This window comes from Actinomadura nitritigenes, from assembly GCF_017573545.1.
GTDB classification, from domain to species: Bacteria; Actinomycetota; Actinomycetes; order Streptosporangiales; family Streptosporangiaceae; genus Spirillospora; species Spirillospora nitritigenes.
This window is the reverse complement of record NZ_JAGEOK010000006.1, coordinates 245,114-263,371: the sequence shown is the minus strand read 5'-3', so window position 1 is coordinate 263,371 and position 18,258 is coordinate 245,114. Positions and strand designations below refer to the sequence as shown.

The following is an 18,258-nucleotide window of genomic DNA, read 5'->3' as shown; positions in this document are numbered from 1 at the left end:
TCAGGGTATCGGCGCGAATGTCGTTATGAGCCGGACTTTGCAGAGGTGCGGCGGCGGGTCGTCGTCTTCTTCTTTCCGCCGCCGGCGGCCACCTTCTCACGCCGTTCCGCGAGCAGTTCCGCGGCGCGCTGGATCGTGATGGACTCGACCTCGTCGCCCTTGCGCAGGCTGGCGTTCGTCTCGCCGTCGGTGACGTACGGGCCGAACCGGCCCTCCTTCACCACCACCGGCTTGTCGCTCGCCGGGTCCTTGCCGAGCTCGCGCAGCGGCGCCGCCGCGGCGGCCCGCCTGCCCCGCTGCTTCGGCTGCGCCAGCAGCTCCTTCGCCTGCTCCAGCGTGACGGTGAAGAGCTCCTCCTCCGACCCGAGCGAGCGGCTGTCGGTGCCCTTCTTGATGTACGGACCGAACCGGCCGTTCTGCGCCGTCACCGGCTCGCCGTCCAGCTCGCCCAGCGTCCGGGGCAGCGACAGCAGCTTCAGCGCGTCGTCCAGCGTGATCGTGTCCAGCGACATCGACTTGAACAGCGAGCCCGTGCGCGGCTTCGGGGCGTCGGCCTTCTTCGTCCGCTTCTTCTTATCGCCCTCGGCGGGCGGCGCGGCCTCGGGCAGGATCTCGGTGACGTACGGGCCGAACCGACCCGACTTCGCCACGATCATGTGCCCCGTCTCGGGGTCGACGCCCAGCTCCCGGTCGCCGCTCGGCTGCGCGAGCAGCTCCTCGGCCTTCTCCGCCGTCAGCTCGTCCGGCGCGATGTCGTCGGGGATGTTGACCCGCTCGCCGTCCCGGTCCAGGTACGAGCCGTACCGGCCGACCCGGACCACGATGTCGGAGCCCTTCACCGGGAACGAGCTGATCCCCTTGGCGTCGATGTCCCCGATGTCCTCGGTGAGCTCCTTCAGCCCCTCTTCGCCGTTGTCGCCGAAGTAGAACCGGGTCAGCCACCGGACGCGCTCGGCCTCACCGCGGGCGATCTCGTCGAGACCGTCCTCCATGTGCGCGGTGAAGTCGTAGTCGACCAGGTTGCCGAAGTGCTGCTCCAGCAGGTTCACCACGGCGAACGCCAGGAACGACGGGACGAGCGCCGTGCCCTTCTTGAACACGTAGCCGCGGTCCAGGATCGTCCCGATGATCGAGGCGTAGGTGGACGGGCGGCCGATCTCCCGCTCCTCCAGCTCCTTGACCAGGCTCGCCTCGGTGTAGCGGGCCGGCGGCCGGGTCGAGTGGCCCTCGGCGTCCACCGCGTTCGCGCCCAGCCGGTCGCCCTGCTCCAGGTTCGGCAGCCGCCGCTCCTGGTCGTCGCGGTCGGTGGACGGGTCGTCCGCGCTCTCCACGTACGCCTTGAGGAAGCCGTGGAAGGTGATCGTCTTACCGGTCGCGCCGAACTCCGCCAGCTCGTTCCGCGTGGACGTGCCGGTCACCCGGATCGAGACCGAGCGGCCCGCCGCGTCCTTCATCTGCGACGCGATCGTCCGCTTCCAGATCAGCTCGTAGAGCCGGAACTGGTCGCCGGACAGGCCCGTCTCGGCGGGCGTCCGGAAGCTCTCGCCCGCGGGGCGGATCGCCTCGTGCGCCTCCTGCGCGTTCTTCACCTTCGACTGGTAGACGCGCGGCTTGTCCGGCACGTACTCGCCGCCGAACAGGGTCGCCGCCTGCCGCCGCGCCGCCGTGATCGCCGTCTCCGACAGCGTGATCGAGTCGGTTCGCATGTAGGTGATGAAGCCGTTCTCGTACAGCTTCTGCGCCACCGACATCGTGTACTTCGCGGAGAAGCCCAGCTTGCGGCTGGCCTCCTGCTGCAGGGTGGTCGTCCGGAACGGCGGGTACGGCTTGCGCGTGTAGGGCTTGGACTCGACCGACTTGACCTCGTACGGCCTGCCGCGCAGCCGGTCGGCCAGCCCGCGCGCCGACGGCTCGTCCAGGTGCAGCGCGTCCTTCGTCTTCAGCGTGCCGTCGGACGCGAAGTCGCGGCCCTGCGCGACCCGCTTGCCGTCAACGGAGACGAGCCCGGCCTTGAACGCCTTGGGCTCCTCCTCCTTGCCGGTGTCGAACTCGGCGAGGATGCCCCAGTAGTGCGCCGGGACGAACGCGATGCGCTCGCGCTCGCGCTCCACCACCAGCCGCGTCGCCACCGACTGCACCCGGCCCGCCGACAGCTTCGGCATGACCTTCTTCCACAGGACGGGGCTGACCTCGTACCCGTACAGCCGGTCCAGGATGCGGCGCGTCTCCTGCGCGTCCACCAGCCGCATGTTCAGCTGCCGCGGGTTCGCGGCGGCGCGCTGGATCGCGTCCTTGGTGATCTCGTTGAAGACCATCCGGTGCACCGGCACCTTCGGCTTCAGGACGTCCTGGAGGTGCCAGGCGATCGCCTCGCCCTCCCGGTCCTCGTCCGTGGCGAGGAAGAGCTCGTCGGCCTCGGCGAGCAGCTTCTTGAGCTTGGCGACCTGCGCCTTCTTGTCGGTGTTGACCACGTAGAGGGGATCGAAGTTGTGCTCGACGTTCACACCGAGCTTCGCCCACGGCTCGCCCTTGTACTTGGCCGGCACCTCCGAGGCGCTCCCGGGCAGGTCCCGGATGTGGCCGATACTGGACTCCACGATGTAGCCACGGCCCAGGTACCCCGCGATCGTCTTCGCCTTCGCGGGCGACTCGACGATCACCAGGCGCGTGCCGGCGCCGTTCGCCTGGCCACTCTTCGCAGTGCCGTTCTTGGCTGGCACAGTCGCTCCAACCTCGCTGTCTGGTCTTCTAGCTCACACTCTTCTTACACAGGCTTCCTACAACGTCGCATGATGGCGGGTTCATGCCCGGATGCCCCACTGCCGCCCCTTCGCCTCCGCTCCGCCCGCGGCGGGCGCAACTCTCATCCGCCGCTCGCCTCCGGACAGGATGACATGCCGCCACCCCCCGTGCGGACCGGGCCACCGCCGTACGATGCACAACACCCGGTCCACCAAGTAATAATGGTCGCAATGGTGCAGTACACCTACCTCGTCCTGTCACTGCCGGCCGGCACCACGCGTGACACCGCCCGGCAGATCCTGACCGAGCACGCCGAACACGGCGGCTGGGAGATCGATCGGTTGCGCCTCTACCCGGACGGCCGCCGCCGTATTCAACTGCGCCGCAAGGTCATCCGGGCCGTCCGCACGTTCTGACCGCCCCACCGGGCGTTCCGGCCGTTCCGGCCGATCGCGGAGGTTCGCTCCGTTTCCGCCGTTCCCGGTGCTCAGGGGTCGTTCGCGGCGGGTCCGCCGAGTCTCGGACGGAGCGTAGCACTACGTACGAATGCTATGACGTCCCGTAATCATAGTCGCCGGACCGCGTGCTCGGACCGGCGTCCGGGAATGGCTTCGCCCGCCCCGGACCGCGCCTCCGGGACGGGCGAAGCGTTCGTGGACGGGCCTGCCGGACGGGAGTGGATCACCACCCGGCAGGCCCTGCTGGACCGGCCCTCACCCGCCGGGCGTGATCGGCGGGCGCGGACCGGGCCCGGTCGGCGGCCGGCGGGAGCCGGCCGGCCGCGGACCCGGATCGGTCAGCCGCGCGCGGGGCGCAGGCGGCGGGTCAGCGCGACCGCGCCGGCGAACGCCGCGGCGATCGTCGCCATGCCGAGCACCCAGAGCGACCCGTCCTCGGCGGCGGGCGCGATCGGCGTGCGCTCGGCGACGGTCCGGACGGGGCCGAGGTCGGTCACGCTCCGGGGCGCCTGGAGGGTCCCGGCGGGCAGCGCGGCCTTCCCCGCCGCGGGCAGGTCGACGGCGCCGGTCTTCGGCAGGTCGACGGCGCCGGTCTTCGGCAGCTTGACCCCGTTCGTCCCCGGCAGGCCGGTGTGCGGCAGCGGGTCGCCGGAGCGGGACGTGCGGGCGTTCGGGGCCAACGGGACGACCGGGGCCGACGGCAGCGCCTTCCCGGCGTTCCCGGTCAGCGCGCCCGGGTTCACCGGCAGCGTCGCGACCGTCAGGCCGTTGCCGCCGGTGCCGGCCGTCCGCTTCCCGGCCGCGGGAACCCGCGGCAGCCCGTTGACCTTGGGCGTGATCTTCGGCGTCATGGCACCGCCGAGCAGGGCGTTCACCGTCGGCAGCGAGCCCTGGACGGGCAGGCTCCCCATGCCGGGCAGCTGCGAGGCGGCGACCGGGCCCAGGGACGGGGCGCCGGTCCGCTGCTCGGCAATGGTCCGCTGCCCACCGGCGCCCGGCAGCAGGTTCGTCGCGGACAGGACGTCCGACACCGGGACGCTCTTGGTCGCGGGGACGCCGTTCACCTGCGCGACCGCCCCGGACAGGGCCTGACCGGCGTCCGGCAGCCCGGTCACGGGCAGGGCGGCGGTCACGGGCAGGCCGGTCGGCCCGCCGTCGCGGTGGTTCGCCGTGGCGGGCAGCTTCGGCAGGACGGGCAGGCCCGGGTTCACCGGCAGCGGAGCCGGGTTCTGGCCCGCGGACCGGGCGTAGGGGTGGTACCCGCCGAAACCGGGGCTGTCCTGGCAGTGCGCGAGGGACCGGCCGACCACGGCGCCGACGTTCCCGCACGCGTCCACGGGGGCCTTCGCCGGAGCGTGCGCCTGGTTCCCGCCGCCGGCGCTACCGTTCCCCGACGTCCGCCCGCCGGGCCCGTGCGGGCCCTCGACCAGCGTCTGCCCGTTGCAGTGCGCGGCGGCCTCGCCGACGACCGCGGCGGCGTTGCCGCAGACGTCGGCGGGTGCGCTGATCGGCGCGTTGCCCTGGTTGCCGCCGCCGACGCTGCCGGTTCCGGAGGTCTGCTGGCCGCCGCCGGAGCTGCTGCGCACGTGCGCACCGCCCTCGCAGTACGCGCCCGCCTGGCCGACCAGCGCCGCGGCGTTGCCGCAGACGCTCGCGGGGACGCTGATCGGCGCGTTCGCCTGGTTGCCGCCGAGCACGCTGGACACCCCGTCGGTCCTCTGCCCGCCGGACCCGTGACCGCCGTTGCGCACCGACGCGCCGCCCTCGCATTCGGCCAGGGCACCGCCGATCGCGTTGCCGCACACGTCCACCGGGGCGCTGACCGGGGCGTTCGCCTGGTTCCCGCCGATCACACCGTGCAGCCCGTTCGTCTGCTGGCCCGCGCCGGTGTGCCCGCCGTTCTTGACGATCGCGCCGCCCTCGCAGCCGGCCATGGACCGGCCGACGATCGCGACCGCGTTGCCGCAGACGTTCACCGGCGCGCTGATCGGCGCGTTCACCTGGTTGCCGGCGATGACGCCGAGCGCGCCGTCGGTGGTCTGGCCGCTGCGGCCGTGGCCCGCGCCGCCGCCGTTGTGCACGGTCGCGCCGCCCTTGCAGCCCGCCTCCGCCTTGCCGATGATCGCCACGGCGTTGCCGCAGACGTCCACGGGCGCGGAGATCGGCGCGTTGACCTGGTTCCCGCCGAGCACGCTGTGCTCGCCGGACGTCTTCTGGCCGCCGGACCCGCCGCCGTTGACCACCGACGAGCCGCCCTTGCAGCCCGCCTCCGCCTTGCCGATCAGCGCGACCGCGTTGCCGCAGGCGTTCACCGGCAGCGAGACCGGCGCGTGCACCTGGTTGCCGCCGCCGACGCTGCCCTTGCCGGAGGTGTGCCGGCCGCCTCCGCCGCCGCCGTTCAGCACGGACGCGCCGCCCTTGGACGCGCCGTGCCCGCTGCCGACGATCCCGGCGCCGTTCCCGCTGACCTCGACCGGCGCCGAGATCGGCAGGTCGACCTGGTTGCCGCCGAGGACGCTTCCGTCGCCGCTGGTGGCGTCGGCGAAGGCGTTGGCGGGAACGACGCTGACACCGAGGGCGACGAAACTCGCGGTGAGCGCCGCCGTGCGCGCGGTGCTTTTTGCCCACGTTCGCATGATGCTCCGTTCGGGGGATGTGAATGGAATGCCGAGACACCGGTTCGGTCTCGTGGAAAGGACACGCCTGACGGCACGCTCCGACCGGGCCCGAGCCGCACGGGCCCACGCCGGGAGCGTTCTGATCAGGGATTAGTCAGGCGCAAAAGAGGGCTCGTCCGCAGCGGTGCGGACGGCCGGGGGAACCGCGCCGAAACGGCGCGGAACGCAGGCTCGCGGCGGAACCGGAGCCCAGGGGAAAATGGTCGGCAGGCCGGCGGCGGCACCGATCGGAACACCGCCGCAGGTCGCCGAATGCGTGCCGGACTGGCCCGGCGCCTGGAAGGGCGCGGGGTGCCGCTCGATGGCACGGTGATGCCGGACATGGGACGCCTGGCGCGTCCCGGAGATCTCCTGTGACCGGTCCGGCGACCGGTGCGCCGCCGCAGCGCCGCCAGCCAGGCGGCGAGATGCGCCGTGCGCCTTCTCCGGGCCGGCGTGCCGGTCCGCCGGCGCCGCGGCCTTCACCGCTCGCGCCGGCCGTCCGGGCTTCGCCGGCGTCGTGAGGCCGACCGGCGCCAGGGCGCGCACGGGCGCCCGGTGCTTCACGGCCCCGGCCACCGACGGGAGCGGCGTCCGGGGGGCCTTCAGCACGCCGGCCAGCATGGGAGCGCCGTCCGCGACGGCCTGGTCCGGCGTGTCCGGGACCGCCGCGACGGGCGCGCCCGGGACCGCCCTGGCGGGCGGCGCCGGAAGCTCGGCGGCGCGGGCGGTGGCCTGCTGCGCCATGCCGCCGAGGAGCCAGCCCGCGATCAGCAGGCCGGCGAGGACGAGCAGCCGCCGGACGATCCGCCCGGTGACGGCGCGGCGCAGCAGGACGGGGACCGCCCCTGCCCGCGCCGCGACACCTGCCACCGTGAGACCTCCGTTGCGACCGCCGCCCATCCCTCATGGGACGGGCGGGTCCCTACGAACGGTGACGATAGCACCACACATCGCATTGGCAACGGGAATTTCAAGACCGGTCGAGGAATTGGTCGAGAACCCGGACGCCGAAGCGCAGGCCGTCCACCGGAACGCGCTCGTCGATGCCATGGAACATTCCGGAAAAGTCCAACTCTGGGGGCAATTTCAGCGGCGCGAAACCGAAACACCGCATCCCCAGCCGCGCGAACGACTTGGCGTCCGTCCCGCCGCTCAGGCAGTACGGCACCGGCAGGGCCCCCGGGTCCTCCGAGGTCAGCGCCGCCTCCATCGCCGCGACCAGCGCCCCCTCGTACTCGGTCTCCACCGCGTGGTCGTGATGCACGAAATCGCGCTCGACGCCCGGCCCGAGAAGTTCGTCCACCGTCGCGAAGAAATCGTCCTCGAACCCCGGCAGGAAACGCCCGTCCACCTGAGCCGTCGCGCTCTGCGGAATCACATTCGTCTTGTACCCCGCGTCCAGCCGGGTCGGATTCAGCGTGTGCCGCAGCGTCGCCCCGATCATCCGGGCCAGCGGGCCGATCTTCTCCAGCGCCTCCTCCGGGCGCTCCGGATCGAACTCGACCCCGTACGCCATGCACGCCCGCTCCAGGAACGCCCGCACCGTCTTCGTGAGCCGCACCGGGAACTCGTGCTCGCCGAGCCGCGCCACGGCCGCCGCCAGCGCCGTCACGGCGTTGTCCGGATGCACCATCGACCCGTGCCCGGCCGTCCCCCGGGCGGTCAGGTTCATCCACGCGATGCCCTTCTCCGCCGTCTCGATCAGGTACATCCGCTTGTCGCCCGGCACGGTCAGGCTGAACCCGCCGACCTCACCGACGGCCTCGGTGCACCCCTCGAACAGGTCCGGGTGCTCCTCGACGAGCCACTGCGCGCCCCACTTCCCGCCGGCCTCCTCGTCCGCCAGGAAGGCCAGCACCACGTCCCTCGGCGGCCTGCGCCCCTCCCGGAGCCGCTGCCGCGCGACCGCGAGGATCATCGCGTCCATGTCCTTCATGTCCACGGCCCCGCGGCCCCAGACGCAGCCGTCCGCGATCTCCCCGCCGAACGGGTCCCGCGTCCAGTCCTCCCTCCGCGCCGGCACCACGTCGAGGTGCCCGTGCAGCAGGAGGGCGTCGCGCTCCGGATCCTCCCCCTCGATCCGCGCGACGACACTCGCCCTGCCCGGGTGCGACTCGAGGATTTTCGCCTCCAGCCCCACCTCCGCGAGCTTCTCCGCGACGTACTCCGCCGCGACCCGCTCGCCGGGCCCCGAATGGTCCCCCGGATTGCTGGTGTCGATCCGGATCAGCTCCTGGCAGAGTCCGACGACCTCGTCCTCAGCGGTCGGCTGGTGGGTCACAGTGATCACCTTCGCGCTAGCCGTCCTCGTACCCCACCATCGTGCCCGCTCGATCGACTTCGCCGCGACTCGGCTCCTTTGGTATGGTGAAGCCCGCCGCAGCACGCTGCGGCCTGCGACCGGTCCGGGTGGCGGAATAGGCAGACGCGCTAGCTTGAGGTGCTAGTGCCCTTCACGGGGCATGGGGGTTCAAGTCCCCCCTCGGACACCAGCACATGGTGAAGCGCCAGGTCTCTGACCTGGCGCTTTTGCTTGTTCGTGACATGGGGCTGGATCCGGTGAGCGATGAAGGCGCAGGTCAGCGCCATGGGGGTTCAGGTCCCCGGGTTCGCTCGATTGCGATGCCACCGAACCGCTCCGCCACCGCAATGCCACTCCAGGCAGGTGGAGACAAGGCGCGCCGGCATGGCGGGCGCAATGACCATGGCGCCTCCCCCTGATGTGAGCCTTTCCGAGCCAGACACAGCAGCAGAGCCTCGGCACCGCCTCGCGTCAGTCAGCGAAGCTCTGCTGGGCGGCGCGGACGGTGGCGGCGGAGACACCGATCACCGCTCGGTCCAGCGTCGACCGCATGCGCAGAGCCGCCGGTATCCGAATCAGCACGAGTGAGCGACATTGGAGGCGGTGGCGGCGGAGTCGACCTCGCCGGCCAGGGCCGGGAGAGCGAGCCGCAGGGAGATGGCCCCGCCGTCGGCGCCGCAGGCAGAGCAACGGCGCAGGCCGCCCGGCCCGGTCCCGGTCGATGCGGCCGGGACCGGCCGAGGCGGCGTCAGGATGCCGCGATTCCCTCCATTCCGATGCCGTTGGCGAATCGCGGCAGGCCGGTGGCCGTGGTGACCAGCCTCAGGGATCCGTCGCCATTCACGGCGTAGCCCTGCACGTTGCCCGCGGTCGCGTTCTGCACGTAGAGGAATCGACCGCTCGCGGTCATGTCGATCGTTCCGCCGCCAGGGATGGTCGCGGCCGTCCCGTTGAGCAGGACGGGCTTTCCGTTTTTGACCCGGTAGGAGCTGACCGTGGAGCTGGCGGTGTTGGCGACGTAATAGAAGTTCCCCACGCGCTGGATCCAGCACGAGGCCTGCTGCCCGTTCGGCACCGGCGCGCCGATCTGGCGGAGCGAGCCGCCGCGGTCAAGTCGGTGGCGGGTCAGGGTGTTGGTCACGGCCCCGACGAGGAGCAGCGTGCGCCGCGTGTCGAAGGTGAACGCAAACGGCCCGTTGGAGTCCGCAGTGCTGACCGGCCTTCTCGCCAGTCGGCCGCCATGGCCGACCCGGAAGGCCAGGACGGTGTCGTTGGTCTTGGTGGTGACCAGCACGAACCGGCCGTGCGGGTCGACTCCCACCTGGGCCGGGGACCGCAGGAAGTTCGGCCGCTCGGGATTTCCGAGGTCCAGCGAGCGGTGGGCTCCTGCGATCCGGTGCAGCCGGTCGTGTCCGAGGCGGAATCCCTGTACGGCACCGTCGCCGCCGGCGTTGAGCACGTAGACCAGGCCGTGGTGTACCGCGATGCCGACCGGCAGCAGACCGCCCGATCGGATCACCTGGAGCCGCTCGAGTTCGGTCCCGCGGACGCGGAAGAGGGTGATGGTGTTGCTGCCTGCGTTCACGGCGAACAGCAGCCTGCCGTCGTAGACGAGCGAGCCTTGGGACGCCAAGGCATCGGTAGGCGCGCCGGCAACGGCACCGCCGTTCCCGCCGGTCTTGAACTCCCCGGCCGCCTTGAGCCTCCCGTTGTCGGCCCGCTTGAACACCCGGATCGTGTTGCCACCGGCGGACTTGGGCTTGTTCGTCTGGACGAAGACCGCGCGCGCGTGGTCGATGTCCCAGTGATGGCTTCTCCCGTCCGCAGTGGCCTGTCCAGTGGCGGCCAGCATCGTGGCAGCCGCGAAGACCAGCGCAATTACCCTTTTTTGCCGCATAAAGCTCCTTTACTCCGTCAGATCTGGTGCGATCAAGATCGCGGTACCACGGCAGCCTCACCCCAAACATCCTCCCGCCCGCTCAAGGGAGACCCGATCGGACAAAACGTTATGACAAGGTAAATATGTATATATATGGCACTTAAATTGCGTGATCCACTTTCGCAGGTCAAGGGATTGTGTGCGTCGACGGCCTGATGGTGGCGCCGTTCGGAGCGGGCACGTGCCAGGCGCGAGGGAATCCGATTCGCTGCGAGGCGTCGGAGTGGGACATTGACCCTTTTTCATCCTGCGGTGGCGGGCCGCCGGTCACAGCATCATGGTGATGCGGTGGCTGGGGCCCTGACGCAGAGAGACCCCTGGTAGACGGGTTGATCAACACAATCTCGTCGCCTGAACCAGAGGTCTCTGCGTGCTGATCTATCGTGCCGCTCTGGATTTGTCGCGTTCAACGCTGAACGACGTCGCCGGGCTGGTCCGCCGCCGGCGCAAAGTCATCGGGTCGAGGTGGCGGCTGCTCAACCCCGGGCAGCAGGCGCTGCCGGTCCTGGCCTATCTGCGCAAGGACGAGACGTTCACCGAGATCAGCGCGGGGTTCTTTCACCTCGGGTCGCGTCCACGGTTTCGCGCACTGCTGCTTGATCGCGTCGCTCCTTGTACGCGGCACATGCCGCCTACAAGGAGCACCCACCACGAGGGGCTGATGAGGTTCGCTAAGCCCGCACCGTGACGCGGTAGATGTCGCCGATGGGGGTGGCGGCGGGCATGTGAAATTGGTCGTGACCGCCCCTCGGACACAAATCATCTGCACATGTGGAAGCCGGGGCCACCCTGGCTTCCACAAGTTTTTCTCGGGGTAGTACGTCATCGTGAGCCCGAGCTTGCTGTAGAGATCCACCTGGTCGGTGGGCACGGCACGGAGCTCGCCTTCCACCCGCTGTCGTTCCTGTTCGGTCTCGTTGATCCACTTGGCGACGTGGACGGCGTCGGCACCGGCGTTCAGCGCCGCCCGGTACTGGGTGAGACGCTGGTCACAGGCGGCGAGCTGTTTGCGGAGCCGGGTCTCGGCCGGGTTCTCCGTGGCGGAGGCCTGCTCGGTCATCGCCGCGATGGTGGCCTGGATCCGGGCGGGTGAGAACGCGGTCGCAAGCCAGGCGTCGATGTCCTCGATGATCTCTGCTTCGCGCAGGTAGACGACCTTGGGGTGGACGATCTTGTTGGCGAGCGCGTCCTCGGCCGGGAACCGGCACCGGTAGTACGCCTGGTCGTTGTTCCAGTTGCCCTGCATCCTTCGTTCGCAGTATCCGCAGTACAGGCGCCCCCGGAATGCGTACGGGCGCCGGGTGCGATGCGGCTTGTGGGTAGCAGGGCCCAGCGCAGCTTGGTGGTGTGGCCGAGGGCGACGTCGTCGACGTCGACGTCGAGCAGGACCTCGTCTTTGCGCGCTTGTTCCACACCTGGCGGCCGGTGTAGCGCGGGTTGGTGATGATGACCCGCACCGCTGACTTCGACCAGGCGACCTGAACGCGATGCGAGTTGCGGTCCGGGTCGGCGGCCGAGGGGCTGGGAACGCCTTCGCGGGTGAGTTCCTCGGCGATGTCGAACAGCCCGCGCCCGGCGATGAACTGCGCGAAGATCCACTTCACCACCAGCGAGTACGCCGGATGAGGGACCAGCCGCCGCAGGCGCTTGCCCTCCGCCGCCTTGGCCGGGTTGGGGTGCGGACCGGCATCCACCAGCTCATACCCGTAAGGCGGGCGCCCGCCCAGGTAGCGGCCCTCGGTCGCGGTGATGGCGGCCATGGCCGACCGGACGCGGATCGGACCGCCGACCTCCGGCACCGCGGCACCCGGAAGTGGCTCCCGAGAGTTCGAGTCCGAGTGGGACCGCGCCACCTTTCCACCCGGCCTTCTCGTGGGCCAGGCCGTCACCCGCGGCGATCTCGCCGCGTGCGGAGAAGGTCCGCCCGCCGCGGGAGTACTGCGGCGAGCTCACGACGACCTTGCCCTTGACGCGCGAGGTGGCTGTCAATGACGCCCTGGTTCCGTCCGGGGGCGACGGAACCGGCTTCGGCAGGGGATTCAACGACTTCGGCATCGCCGTCATCGCAGCGGGTCTGGTGATGGCCTCCATTTTGGGACGATCGCCCTGCAGCGGCAGGTCGTCTTCGTCTGGCTCGTCTTGGGCGCCCTGCTTGTCTACGCGCTGGGGCGGTGGCGTGACGGACTCGCGCAGACGGCCTGGCTTCAGGGGACGGTGCTCAACGTCGAGGATCGAGTCGGGCTGCGGCAGTGCGACCTGGCGGCGCCCGCGGCGGTCCGGCTCAATTCGACCGTGGGCATGCAGGGCGACCCGAGCTTCTCCGTCCTCGTCCTGTACGACGCGCTGACGGGTGACCGTTTCCGCTGCGTGCTTGAAGGCCGCCGACGGCCGTCCCCTCGGGCCGGCGACGTCCATGCGCTCGCCGGGGCGGTGGACGCGGGACGTCCGGGGAGACGGCCACGCGGTTCCGGGAGATCGCCTGGTATTCGCACGAGCGCTCCTCGTCCGAGCGGCTCGACCGGGGCCACCGCGTAACCCACCGTGGCCGCTCGTCACGCTCGGCGAGTTGATGATCTTCGCGGGGAAACCGCGGCACGCGCCGTCCCCGCGCAGGTCAGAAGCTATGGACGGCTTCATCGAAAAGACATTCGGCGGCCATGCGGGCGACGCGGGCGGTGGATTGAATCCGGCCGCCCCCTTCTCGGGGGGCGAATGGAGGAACGATGAAACACGTTACGAGGCGGGTCGTCGCGGCCGGGTTCTCGGCCGGCGCCGTGCTGGCGCTGGGCGCGGTGTCCGCGACCGCCGCGGGACCGGGCGTCCGGTGGGGTTCGGTGCCCGCGGTCCCGAAGACGGCGGGCGTCTCGGCGCCGAACGGGCTCGCCGACGGGCTCGCCGAGCACCCCGTCGCCCAGGGCTCGATGCGGATCGAGAACCCGGACGGCGACGTGCAGTACTACGGCTACCACGCGGACGGCCCGATGCTGCCGCAGCCGGGAGCCGTGCAGTCGCCGGGCCACAACGTGGAGGCGACCAAGAGCGAGCCGGACAAGAACACCTACCTGCGGCTGCGCGGCCTCCACGGCGCCGACGCGGGCTACAACTACGGCAACCGTTTCCTGTTCCAGGGGCACGAGCACGGCACGCCCGGCTACATCACCCGCGTCAACCTGGACGCCGACGCGGCGCACCGCGTCACGCTGCTGGCCACCAAGACCGTGGACGGGCGTCCGCTGCCCGCCTTCGACGGCTCGACCTGGGACCCGTTCGCCAAGAAGTTGCTGTTCACCTCCGAGGAGGGCGCGGACGGCGGGGTCTGGCAGGGCGGCACCGACATCGGCGCCAAGGTCCAGGACATCTCCAACGTCCTCGGCCGGGGCGGGTACGAGGGGATCCAGACCGACTCCGCCGGGAACCTGTGGATCGTCGAGGACGCGGGCGGCGCCACCCCGTCGGGGACCGGCGCCAAGCTGCCGAACAGCTTCGTCTACCGGTTCGTGCCGAGGGACAAGGCCGACCTCTCCAAGGGCGACACGCTGCAGGCCCTTCAGGTGGTCTCCCGGCGGACGGGGCAGCCGATCACCTTCACCGGGATCGACGCGGCGCACCCCACCGGCGGCGTCTTCACCGACGACACCAAGGACATGCACACCTACGGGACGGTCTTCGACACCCGCTGGGTGACCGTCCACCAGGGTGACGCCTCGTCCGCCCCGTTCGACGCGAACGCGGCGGCCAAGGCGGCGAAGGCCACGCCGTTCAAGCGCCCGGAGAACGGCGTCTTCCGGCCGGGAGCCGGCTTCCGGGAGTTCTTCTTCACCGAGACCGGCGACACCAACGCCGACAGCAAGGCCAACGGCGCGTACGGCGGTTGGGGCGGGGTGTTCAGGCTGACCCAGGACGCCCCCTCCGGCGACAAGGGCAAGCTGACCATCCTCTTCAACGGCGACAAGGCCCACACCGGTCTGGACAACATCTCGTTCATCGACCGGAACCACGTGGCCGTCACGGAGGACGCGGGCGACGCGCTGCACACGCAGCGCGGCCTGCTGGACTCGGCGTACCTGCTCGACGTCAACACCGACTACGGCAAGGGCGCGCAGCCCGCGCGCTTCCTGGCCGAGGGCCGCGACCCGTCCGCGACCGTCGACTCCGCGTGGTCGGCGGCCGGCAACGGGTTCCAGAACGACGGCGACAACGAGATCACCGGGATCCACACCTCGGACGGCGACCCCACGGTGGCCGGCCTGCTCGGCGTGAAGCCGCCGACGCCGTTCCGCGGCGGCTGGCGGATCTTCTGGACGCAGCAGCACGGCGACAACACCACCTGGGAGATCACCGAGGGCTGACCTCACCCGATTCCCCGGCCCGGCACGGGACCGCCATCGCGCGGTCCCGTGCCGACCTCTCGTTGACCTGCGGCGCGGTGTTGCGACCGCTCATAACAACAACACGCCGCAAGTGAATCGGTGCTCAGGCGGGGCGGTATCCGAGAGATCGGGCACCGCCCCGTTCACGTGCGAGATCGTTGATCATTGGCATGTGCATCGCTGGACGGCCGGGTAGACGCGCAGATCAGAGGCATGGGGGTTCGACTCCCTGGGGTTCACGCCGCTCATGACGAGAACGCGAGGCGGAGTTCGGGAACGCCGCCGCCGGCAGGTGGTCGCGGGGACCTACCCGCTGCGGCGGTCACCTCGTCCCGCGGTCACCTGGCGGCGATGGGCGTCCTCGTCCCCGAGGCGCTCACCGCCGCCGACCGGCTGGAGCAGGCCGGCGTCGGCACCGACGTGGTGTGCGTGACCAGTCCCGGCTTGCTGTTCCAGGCCATCCGCTCCCGCCAGGGCGGGGACGGCAGGCCCGTCTGGATCCTGGACCAGGTGATTACAGGGTGACTCAGCCCAGCAGGCCGCCGGTCACCGACTCCCGCGCACGGCGCCGGCCGGTGAAGGTCCACTTTGCGGGCAACCGGTTCACACGCGGTCACGAGTGGCGCGCGACCGCCTGTTCGGCGGTCAGGGCGGCGCCTTCCCTGAAGGCGTCGGCGAATGCGGCATCGTTCAGCGTGGCCATTGCGCGTTCGGTGATCCGGTCGACGTCGAAGCGTTCCTCGGACGGCAGCGGCGTGTTCACGCTGCGGCGTGCCGTGTCGGCCGCGCCGAGCAGGACGGCGGCGTCCCGGGCCCGTCCGGCATCGCCCGCCAGGGACACCGCACCCGCCAGACCTTCCAGGGAGAGGGCTTGGGCGCGGGGATCACCGATGGCCTTGGCGATCTCCCAACCTTCGCGATGGCGCGCACCGGCCAGGGCGGCATCGCCGCGGAGTTCGGCGGTGAAGCCGAGTTCCGAGCACCGCAGGTGGGCACCTGCCTGCGAGGAGATGTCTCCGTAGGTGTCGTTGACGTACAGCACCCACGACTCGGCCGCGTCCAGGTCTCCGGAACGGCGAGCGCCGAGTGCCAGGCCCATCAGAGCGTGCACCTCACCGTAGACGTATCCGTGTTCCCTTGCGCTCGTGCGGGCCGTCTCGTGCAACTCACCGGCCCGTTCCCAGTCTCGGGCGAGCAGCGCGAGGCGGCCGAGTCCGGAAAGGTGATCGCACATCGCCGCGGCCAGACCGAGTTCCGAGGCGATGCGCAGCCCTGCCTGGCGGTGGTCAGTGGCCGCCGCGTAGTCGGCCCTGATCTCGGCGAGGGCGGCGAGCGGCGTCAGGGCCTGCAGCTCACCCCAGCGGTCGCCCAGCTCGCGGAAGGCGCCCAGGGCGCGAAGGGCAGCCCGGCCAAGCGTCTCGAGATCGCCCGTCACCAGGGCGACCATCGCCTGGAGCGCGTCGACGGCCGCGACTCCCCATCGATCGCCGGCCGCAGTGCACAGCACCCGGGCCTGCCCGGCGAACTCGCTCGCGTTCGCGGGATCGCCACCATGGAACAGCGCGTACGCATACAGCCAGACGGCCCGACCGCGGCGGCGCGGGTCGGCGATCTCGGTGGGCCGGGGCGGCGGTCCGTCGGGGCGACCACCGGTGAGCAAGGTGAACGCGTCGTCCAGCAGCCGTGGTTCGGGGGCGGACGGGATGGCCGCGCGGATGCCCGACAGGGCCCGGCGAGCCTCGTTCAGCCGGCCTCGCCGCAGCCACCATCCGGCGAGCACGGTGGCCAGCCGCACGGCCTCGTCCATCGCCTCCAGCCGGATCGCCTCGTCCAGCGCCGCCCGCAGGTTCGTCGATTCCGCGTCCAGATGGTCGAGCCGGTACCCGCGTGTCCCTCCACCGGACTCGGTCTCTTCGGCCAGCCGCAGGTAGTACTCCAAGTGCCGGGTGCGCAGGACTTCGGACTCATGCGCCTCGGCCAGCTGTTCCAGCGCGTAGGCGGCGACGGACTCCAGAAGCCGCAAGCGCCTGCCCGCCGGCCCGTCCACCACGTTCACCAGCGAGCGGTCGACCAGCCGCACCACCAGGTCCGGGACCTCGTCCTCGGACAGCCCGCCGTCCGCGCACACTGCAACGGCGGCGCCCAGCGAGCAGCCGTCCCGATGGACGGCCAGGCGACGCAGTACGGCCCGCTCACGGTCGCCGAGCAGCTCCCAGCTCCAGTCGATCACGGCGCGGAGGGTCCGCTGGCGGGCGGGCACGCCCCGGCGCGTCGAGGCCAGCAGGCGGAAGCGGTCGATCAGCCGCCCGGCCAGCGCCGCCACCCCGAGCGCGTGGACGCGGGCCGCCGCCAGTTCGAGTGCGAGCGGGAGGCCGTCGAGGCGGCGGCAGATCTCCGCGACGGGCTCCCGGGTGGTGCCGTCCAGCGTGAAGCCTGGGCACGCTGCGGCGGCACGAGCCGTGAACAGCTCCATGGCGTCGGGCAGATCGAGACAGTCCACGGGGCGGAGGTGCTCGCCCTCAAGGGCCAGGTTCTCCCGGCTGGTGGCCAGGACGCGCACCCCCGGGGCCGCGCGCAGGAGGTCCGCGACGAGGTCCGCGGCCGGTTCGACGACGTGCTCGCAGTTGTCCAGGACGAGAAGCAGGTGCCGGTCACGCAGGAACCCCGCCAGCCGCTGATCGGGAGGCTGCGGGCCGGTGCCCGGCAGGCCGGACGGCGCGCTGTCGCGTATGCCGAGCGTGGTCACGATCACCTGCGCCAGGTCGGTCACGCCTCCGCGATGCGCCGCCAGTTCGACCAGCCACACCCCGTCCGGGAGGGTCGCGGCGAGCCGGTCGGCGGCGGCCACGGCCAGGCGTGTCTTCCCGACCCCGCCGGGCCCGGTCAGGGTGACCAACCGGGTGGTGCGTACGAGGCGTTCCACCTCGTCCAGGAGCCGGTCGCGGCCGATCAGCGAGGTGAGCGGAGCGGGCAGGTTCCCGCCGGGAGCGGTGGGAGCGGGTGGAGGAGCGGGGCTGGAGGGCGGGGCGGGGGCGCGGGCCGTCAGGGAAAGGTCCTGCCGCAGGATCGCCTCGTGCAGGGCGGCCGTCTCCGGTCCCGGGTCGACACCCAAGTCCTCCGCAAGGCGTTCGCGCAACTCGGTGTACGAGACGAGCGCCTCACTCTGCCGTCCGGCACGGTACAGAGCGGTCATCTGGACACCGCGCAGCCGCTCGCGCAGGGGATGCAGCGCGACCAGCTCGGTCAGTTCCTCGGCCACCCGCGCGTGGTCACCGGTCTCCAGCCGGGCCTCCGCCAGGTCCTCCAGCAGATTCAGGTACTCATCGTCCAGGCGCCGGGCTGCGACCCGCGCGAACTCCTCGTCCGCGAAGTCCGTGTACGCGGAGCCGCGCCACAGCCCCCGCGCCTCGGCCAGCAGGGCGGCCCGGTCCTGCGGATCACCGGCCCGCCGGGCACGCGCCACGAGGGAGCGGTGGACGTCGGCGTCGATCTCGTCGCCGTCGGCAAGGCCCAGCCGGTAGCCGGGCGGCTGGTACACCACCCGCTCGCGGCCGATGGCGCGGCGCAGCTGGGACACCTTGGCCTGCAGCGCGTTGGCGGCGTTCCCGGGCGGCGATCCGCCCCAGAGCTCGTCGATGAGCCGGTCGGTGGAGACCGGTCGCCCCTCCCGGATGAGCAGAGCCGCGAGCAGCGCCCGCACCTTGGCCTCGCGGACCCGTACCGGCTCCCCTCCCTCGTCCCACACCATGAGCGGGCCCAACACCCCGAAACGCACGTCGCCCAGCCT

General features: G+C 71.4%; 10 protein-coding genes, 1 tRNA gene and 1 pseudogene. 4 read left to right on the top strand and 8 right to left on the bottom strand.

What is annotated here, in order from left to right; translation table 11 throughout:
• Positions 1-23: 23 nt before the first annotated feature.
• Positions 24-2,720: a type I DNA topoisomerase gene (gene topA / locus J4557_RS11095; protein ID WP_307799644.1), complete on the bottom strand. Its 2,697-nt coding sequence runs from the start codon at positions 2,718-2,720 to the stop codon at positions 24-26.
• A 252-nt stretch (positions 2,721-2,972) separates the two neighbouring features.
• Here topA and J4557_RS11090 point away from each other — a divergent pair, with 252 nt between their 5' ends.
• Positions 2,973-3,158: a DUF5703 family protein gene (locus tag J4557_RS11090; protein WP_151540728.1), complete on the top strand. Its 186-nt coding sequence runs from the start codon at positions 2,973-2,975 to the stop codon at positions 3,156-3,158.
• Between the two features lie 380 nt (positions 3,159-3,538).
• Here J4557_RS11090 and J4557_RS11085 read toward each other — a convergent pair whose 3' ends face one another.
• From J4557_RS11085 to J4557_RS11075, 3 genes are all read right to left on the bottom strand, one after another.
• The gene (locus J4557_RS11085; RefSeq protein ID WP_208266396.1) at positions 3,539-5,836 is read right to left on the bottom strand and encodes a chaplin family protein; all 2,298 of its coding nucleotides are present in this window, start codon (positions 5,834-5,836) and stop codon (positions 3,539-3,541) included.
• A 132-nt stretch (positions 5,837-5,968) separates the two neighbouring features.
• Positions 5,969-6,730, bottom strand: coding sequence for a hypothetical protein (locus tag J4557_RS11080; RefSeq protein ID WP_208266395.1), 762 nt, complete (start codon positions 6,728-6,730; stop codon positions 5,969-5,971).
• Between the two features lie 100 nt (positions 6,731-6,830).
• Positions 6,831-8,141, bottom strand: coding sequence for a M20/M25/M40 family metallo-hydrolase (locus tag J4557_RS11075; protein WP_307799642.1), 1,311 nt, complete (start codon positions 8,139-8,141; stop codon positions 6,831-6,833).
• Positions 8,142-8,263: 122 nt separating this feature from the next.
• Here J4557_RS11075 and J4557_RS11070 point away from each other — a divergent pair.
• A tRNA-Leu gene (locus J4557_RS11070) sits at positions 8,264-8,352 on the top strand.
• A 558-nt stretch (positions 8,353-8,910) separates the two neighbouring features.
• Here the strand turns inward: J4557_RS11070 and J4557_RS11065 are convergent.
• The 3 genes and pseudogenes from J4557_RS11065 to J4557_RS52165 all read right to left on the bottom strand — a co-directional run.
• On the bottom strand, positions 8,911-10,059 hold the full coding sequence (locus tag J4557_RS11065; protein WP_208266393.1) for a lactonase family protein: 1,149 nt from the start codon (positions 10,057-10,059) through the stop codon (positions 8,911-8,913).
• Between the two features lie 448 nt (positions 10,060-10,507).
• The gene (locus J4557_RS52170) at positions 10,508-11,374 is read right to left on the bottom strand and encodes a recombinase zinc ribbon domain-containing protein (RefSeq protein ID WP_372442463.1); all 867 of its coding nucleotides are present in this window, start codon (positions 11,372-11,374) and stop codon (positions 10,508-10,510) included.
• 133 nt (positions 11,375-11,507) lie between these two features.
• Positions 11,508-11,861, bottom strand: a pseudogene (locus J4557_RS52165) (recombinase family protein); the annotation flags it as partial.
• 963 nt (positions 11,862-12,824) lie between these two features.
• Here J4557_RS52165 and J4557_RS11055 point away from each other — a divergent pair.
• Both J4557_RS11055 and J4557_RS11050 read left to right on the top strand, forming a co-directional pair.
• Positions 12,825-14,450: an alkaline phosphatase PhoX gene (locus J4557_RS11055; protein ID WP_208266391.1), complete on the top strand. Its 1,626-nt coding sequence runs from the start codon at positions 12,825-12,827 to the stop codon at positions 14,448-14,450.
• A gap of 372 nt (positions 14,451-14,822) precedes the next feature.
• On the top strand, positions 14,823-14,996 hold the full coding sequence (locus J4557_RS11050) for a hypothetical protein (RefSeq protein WP_208266390.1): 174 nt from the start codon (positions 14,823-14,825) through the stop codon (positions 14,994-14,996).
• Between the two features lie 88 nt (positions 14,997-15,084).
• Here J4557_RS11050 and J4557_RS11045 read toward each other — a convergent pair whose 3' ends face one another.
• Positions 15,085-18,246, bottom strand: a complete 3,162-nt coding sequence (locus J4557_RS11045; RefSeq protein ID WP_208266389.1) for an AfsR/SARP family transcriptional regulator — start codon at positions 18,244-18,246, stop codon at positions 15,085-15,087.
• Positions 18,247-18,258: the final 12 nt, after the last annotated feature.

Coding starts and splice junctions, on each gene's coding strand:
- J4557_RS11055 (WP_208266391.1), top strand. CDS start 12,825: ATGAAACACGTTACGAGGCGGGTCGTCGCGGCCGGGTTCTCGGCCGGC.
- J4557_RS11085 (WP_208266396.1), bottom strand. CDS start 5,836: ATGCGAACGTGGGCAAAAAGCACCGCGCGCACGGCGGCGCTCACCGCG.
- J4557_RS11065 (WP_208266393.1), bottom strand. CDS start 10,059: ATGCGGCAAAAAAGGGTAATTGCGCTGGTCTTCGCGGCTGCCACGATG.
- J4557_RS11050 (WP_208266390.1), top strand. CDS start 14,823: ATGGGCGTCCTCGTCCCCGAGGCGCTCACCGCCGCCGACCGGCTGGAG.
- J4557_RS11090 (WP_151540728.1), top strand. CDS start 2,973: ATGGTGCAGTACACCTACCTCGTCCTGTCACTGCCGGCCGGCACCACG.